4 protein-coding genes are annotated in these 4,699 nt (G+C 70.8%); all 4 read right to left on the bottom strand.

Translation table 11 applies throughout. The features are described from left to right. Nucleotides 1–13: 13 nt before the first annotated feature. Nucleotides 14–2,374: a HelD family protein gene (locus tag G6R24_RS18410; RefSeq protein ID WP_192029181.1), complete on the bottom strand. Its 2,361-nt coding sequence runs from the start codon at nucleotides 2,372–2,374 to the stop codon at nucleotides 14–16. A gap of 204 nt (nucleotides 2,375–2,578) precedes the next feature. After that, the gene (locus tag G6R24_RS18405) at nucleotides 2,579–3,352 is read right to left on the bottom strand and encodes an SDR family NAD(P)-dependent oxidoreductase (protein ID WP_163550448.1); all 774 of its coding nucleotides are present in this window, start codon (nucleotides 3,350–3,352) and stop codon (nucleotides 2,579–2,581) included. 24 nt (nucleotides 3,353–3,376) lie between these two features. Further along, nucleotides 3,377–3,808 carry a hypothetical protein gene (locus tag G6R24_RS18400; RefSeq protein WP_163550447.1) on the bottom strand — a complete coding sequence of 144 codons (432 nt, stop codon included), beginning with the start codon at nucleotides 3,806–3,808 and terminating at the stop codon, nucleotides 3,377–3,379. Between the two features lie 115 nt (nucleotides 3,809–3,923). Then, a partial coding sequence (locus G6R24_RS18395; RefSeq protein WP_225438705.1) for a hypothetical protein occupies nucleotides 3,924–4,699 on the bottom strand: 776 nt, incomplete at its 5' end.

Here is a 4,699-nt window from a genome sequence, read left to right as displayed (position 1 = left end):
GGTGCGGACGAGGTCAGGCGGGGGAGAGCAGGACGAGGTGGCGGGTGGCGCGGGTCATCGCGACATAGCGGTCGACCGCGCCGGTGATGCCGACGCCGAAGGTCTCCGGGTCGACCAGGATCACCAGATCGAACTCGAGGCCCTTCGCGAGGGTCGGTGTCAGCACCTGAACGCGGGGAAGAGCCCGGACGCGTTCCGACGGCTGGAAATCCGCGGTGCCGATCACGCAGGCGGTGCCCTCGGCCTGCCCGTCCAGCCAGTCGATCAGGATGGTCTCCAGGTCGCTCACCGCCGCCCGGGTGACGGGCAGGCCGCTGGCGCGAATGGACGTCGGCACGTTGGCGTCGGGCAGCGCGGCGCGGATCACCGGTTCGGCCTGGGCCATCACCTCCTGGGGCGTCCGGTAGTTGATGCTGAGCGAGGCCAGCCGCACCTCGTCGAAACCGACCCGGGCGAGGCGTTCCCGCCAGGTCTCGGTGAAGCCGTGGCGGGCCTGAGCGCGGTCGCCGACAATGGTGAAACTGCGTGACGGGCAGCGGGCGAGCAGCATCTGCCACTGCACGTCGGTGAGTTCCTGGGCCTCGTCGACGACGATGTGCGCGAAGGGACCGGCGAGCAGGTCGGGGTCGGTGCGGGTGAACGCGTCCGCGTCGACTAGGGCGTCGCGCATGTCCTGGCCGACGAGCATCGTCGCCGCCCCTTCGTAGTCGTCCTCGGCCGCGAGCAGACTGTCGACGACATGGGACATCCGTTCCCGCTCGGCCGCCGCGGCGGACGCCTGCTGGCGGCGCCGACGGGCGGACCGCGGGTCGCCGAGACGTTGGCGGGCGAGGTCGAGCAGCGGCAGGTCGGCGTTCGTCCATGCCCGGGAGTCGGCGCGGCGCAGCGCCCCGACCTCCTCGCGGCTCAGCCACGGCGCACATCTGCGCAGGTAAGCCGGCACGGACCACAGGTCGGCGACGATGTCGGGTGCGTCCAGCAGCGGCCAGGCCCGTGCGAACGCGCCGCGGAATCCCCGGTCACGCAGCAGGGCCGCGCGCAGCTGCTCGGGGGGAATCTCCTCGTAGCCGTCCCCGTCGGGATCGCCGACCAGGACGTTGGCGAACTTCTCCTCGAGGATCGTGAGCAGTTCCTCGAGGACCTGGTCGCGTGCCTCGTTGTGCGGGGTGCCGACCTGCGCCACGTCGAACGCCTGCGCCCAGTCGTCGGCGGTGAGTCGGACGTCCGACCACGGAGTCGTGATCGTCACCGTGACCGTCGGTGGCTCCTGGTAGAAGCGCACGGCCGTGTCGATCGCCTCCACCCAGCGTGCCGACGCCTTGAGCCGCTCGACCAGCGCCGCGGGCTCCTCGGCACCGTCGACCGCTCCGGGGACGCCGGAGCTTTCGGGAAGGCTGGTGCTTTCGGGAACGTCGGTGCTTTCGGGAACGTCGGTGCTTTCGGGAACGTCGGTGCTTTCGGGAACGTCGGTGCCTTCGGGGACGAGGTCCCGCAGGGTGCAGGTCTGCACGCCCTCCTCACCGAGACTTGGCAGGACGTCGGCGGTGTAGACCAGGTAGGGCTGGTGGGGGCCGACGACCAGCACACCGCCGCGTCGGCGCTGGCGCAGGCGCGGGTCGGCGTAGAGCAGGTAGGCGGCGCGGTGCAGGGCGACGACGGTCTTGCCGGTGCCGGGGCCGCCGTCGACGACGAGCGCGCCACGCGAGCCCGCGCGGATGATCGCGTCCTGATCGGCCTGGATGGTGCCCAGCACGTCCCGCATCCGGGGTGAGCGGCTGCTGCCCAGGCTCGCGATGAAGGCGGACTGGTCGTCGAGCGCGGCATGTCCTTCGAGCGTGCCAGCTTCGCCGGTGCCGTCCGTGCTGAAGACCTCCTCCCAGTAGTCGGTGATCCGTCCGAGGGTCCAGCGGTAGCGGCGTCTGCTCGCCAAGCCCATCGGGTTCGCGTGGGTCGCACCGAAGAACGGCTCGGCGGCGGGGGAGCGCCAGTCGAGCAGCAGCCGCCGCCCGGCCTGGTCCAACAGGCCGAGACGACCGATGTACACCGGCCCGTCTGGCCCGTCTGGCCCGTCTGGCCCGTCTGGGCTGTCGGCGTGGACCATCCGGCCCAGGCACAGATCCAGGCCGAAGCGGCTCAGTGTGCGCAGCCGGTCGGTGAGGCGGTGCACCTCCAGGTCGCGGTCCATCGCGGCCTGACCCTTGCCGCCTGGCCGGCGACGCGCCTGGACGAGACGTTCGGTGAGCTCGGCGATCTGCCGCTCGAGGCTGGCCGTGATGGCGGCGAAGTGCCGATCGTCGTCGCCGACCAGAGCCTCGTCGCCCTTCGCGGCGAGATGCTCGGGCAGGTCGAACGCGCTGGTGGTGAGGGAGTTCAACAGCGTCAGCTCCAGCTTTCGGTCGGAGGTCGCGGACGACCACTGCGCGCGGACCGGGCACCCGTTCCACCACGGATGCCAGCCACGGCTGGCGATTCTGCGGCATCCACCGGGTCTTGCGGCAAGCCCCCCACCGTGCTATAGCTTAGAAGTGGCAGAGAGTGGGCCCACGACTTCTGGGCCCACAGGTTCTGGGGTCACCGCTCAGGTGGCCGAGAAGCCGCCATCGACGAAGAGCGTCTGCCCGGTGATGTAGGCGGCCGACGGGCCGGCGAGGAAAACCGCGGCACCCACGAAATCCGAGAGTTCCCCGTTGCGCCCGATCATCGTACGGGCCGCGAGGGCTTCCGCTCGTCCAGGGTCCTCGAAAACGGCGGCGGTCATGGGTGTCCGAACAAATCCGGGTGCGATCGCGTTGCAGCACACCCCGTGTTTCGACCAGGCCTCGGCCTGCGATCTGGTCAGCGCGGCGATGCCCGCCTTGGACACCCCGTACGCACCGCTGTTCCCGAACGCCCGAATCGTCTGCTGCGACGCCAGATTGACGGTCCGCCCCCAGCCGCGCGCCGCCATCGCCGGCCCGTACCGTCGGCCCAGCAGATAGGGCGCGTCCAGGTTCACGGCCATCGTCTGATCCCACTGCTGGTCGGTGAGGTCGCCGAACGGCGGCCGTAGGTTCACGCCTGCCGCGGTCACCAGGATGTCCGGTTCGCCGAACGGCTCGGCCGCGCGCTCCGCCACTCGACGCAGCTCCGCTCGATCCGCCAGGTCAACGCTGATGCCCTCCGCCGCGCCCCCGGCGGCGCGCAGTTCGGCCACCACGGCGGTGAGCGCGTCGGTGCGGCGGCCCAGCGCGACGACTTGGGCTCCCGCCCGGCCGAGTGCGCCCGCGATGGCCCGGCCGATCCCGGAGGTGGCCCCGGTCACCACCGCCGAACGTCCGTCCAACGAGAACAGGTCCGTCAGGAAATCTCCCACCGCGCACCTCTCATCCGCCGCTGGCTAGTGGTCATGGGCGGAGAACGCCCACCGAATCATGCCAAGGTCGAACTCGTCGTCGATTTTCTCCGTCGCCTGGATCTCCGTGAACCACTGGTATTCGGCCGTCGGCTGGGAAAGCTCTGGATAGGCCAGCTGGCAGCTGTAGTACTGGTGGGATTCGCCGCCCGGGCGGTCGAAACTGTCGATCCTGTGGCCGATTCGAACAGTCAGGCCGGCGCGGACGTGGAGTATCCACCGCAGTTCGCCCGGAACGTCCTTGACGGCTGTCATGTCATAGCGGGGCAGCGTCCAGGGGCCCGGGCTGAGCAGGACGCTGCCCTGGCCGCTGAGAAGCACGGGCGAGACGAGCAGGAGAAGCGGCTGTGCTCGAGGATGGCGACTGGAGTGGACATAGTCGTGGGCGCCCTTGAGGAATTCGAAGACCGATTTCACCTGTGCAGGAACAGGAAACCAAGAGTCAGGGCTGCTGTCAGTGTCGCCAGGGCTATCAGCGGAATCGCCGCGAGCAGAATCCGGCGGGCCGGGAACGGGCCTTTTGGGCCGCGCATCACCTCGGGCACCGCCGGCGCCGGCGTCGACGCCGTGGGGGCGGCCAGGGCGAGGGGGTGGCGCTGTGCGGGTCGAGGATCAGCACGTCCGGGCCGCTGCGGCTGACCAGGGCGACCAGGTCGGGTGACGGGTCGGGCCATCTGCCGAAGTCCAGCAGGTTCAGCAGGACGGCGGCTCCGGCGGCCGTGCCCGTGAGCAGTGCGGTGACCAGCGTGCGCAGGGATTCCTTCGCCTCGTCGGCGGCCAGGCTGCCCACCACGACGTCCCCAGGCCACGGCCAGGGAGCGGTGGCCTCGGCGGTCGGCGTGGCCTCGTGCGGGCCGGTGACATCCACCGCCGCGGCGACGGCGTGGGCGACCTCGTCGGGCCCGGGGCGGGTGGTGTCGGTCAGGTACCAGGCGTCGACGATGTCCTCACCGGCCCACTGGTCGAGGCGGCGGCCCAGTCTGGCGCGCTCGTCCTCGACCAGCCAGGCGGTGACGAGGGCCCGGGCGAGGCCGACACCCTCGGCCTCGCCGGTGCCGCCGTCGAGAACGCAGGAGTACCGGATGCGGGTCGCCTGCGAATCCCGCCGTCTGGAGGGAATGCCGCCGGCGTACAGACGCCACGTACCTGCCTGGCCGTCCGACTCGACGAGCAGGGTCGGGTGCTCGAAGGACGTGTGGGAGCCGTAGGCGCGCCACCACGAGTCCGCCGGTGGTTCGGGGAAGAAGGTGTAGTCGTTCGCCCGGGCGCGACCCCTGGTCATCACCGTGACGCGCATGGGATCTCCTT

The sequence above is a fragment of the Candidatus Frankia nodulisporulans genome, assembly GCF_902806475.1.
In the GTDB taxonomy this organism is placed as follows: Bacteria; Actinomycetota; Actinomycetes; order Frankiales; family Frankiaceae; genus Frankia; species Frankia umida.
Note: the sequence above shows the minus strand (reverse complement) of the source record. Positions and strands in the feature narration are given on the sequence as shown.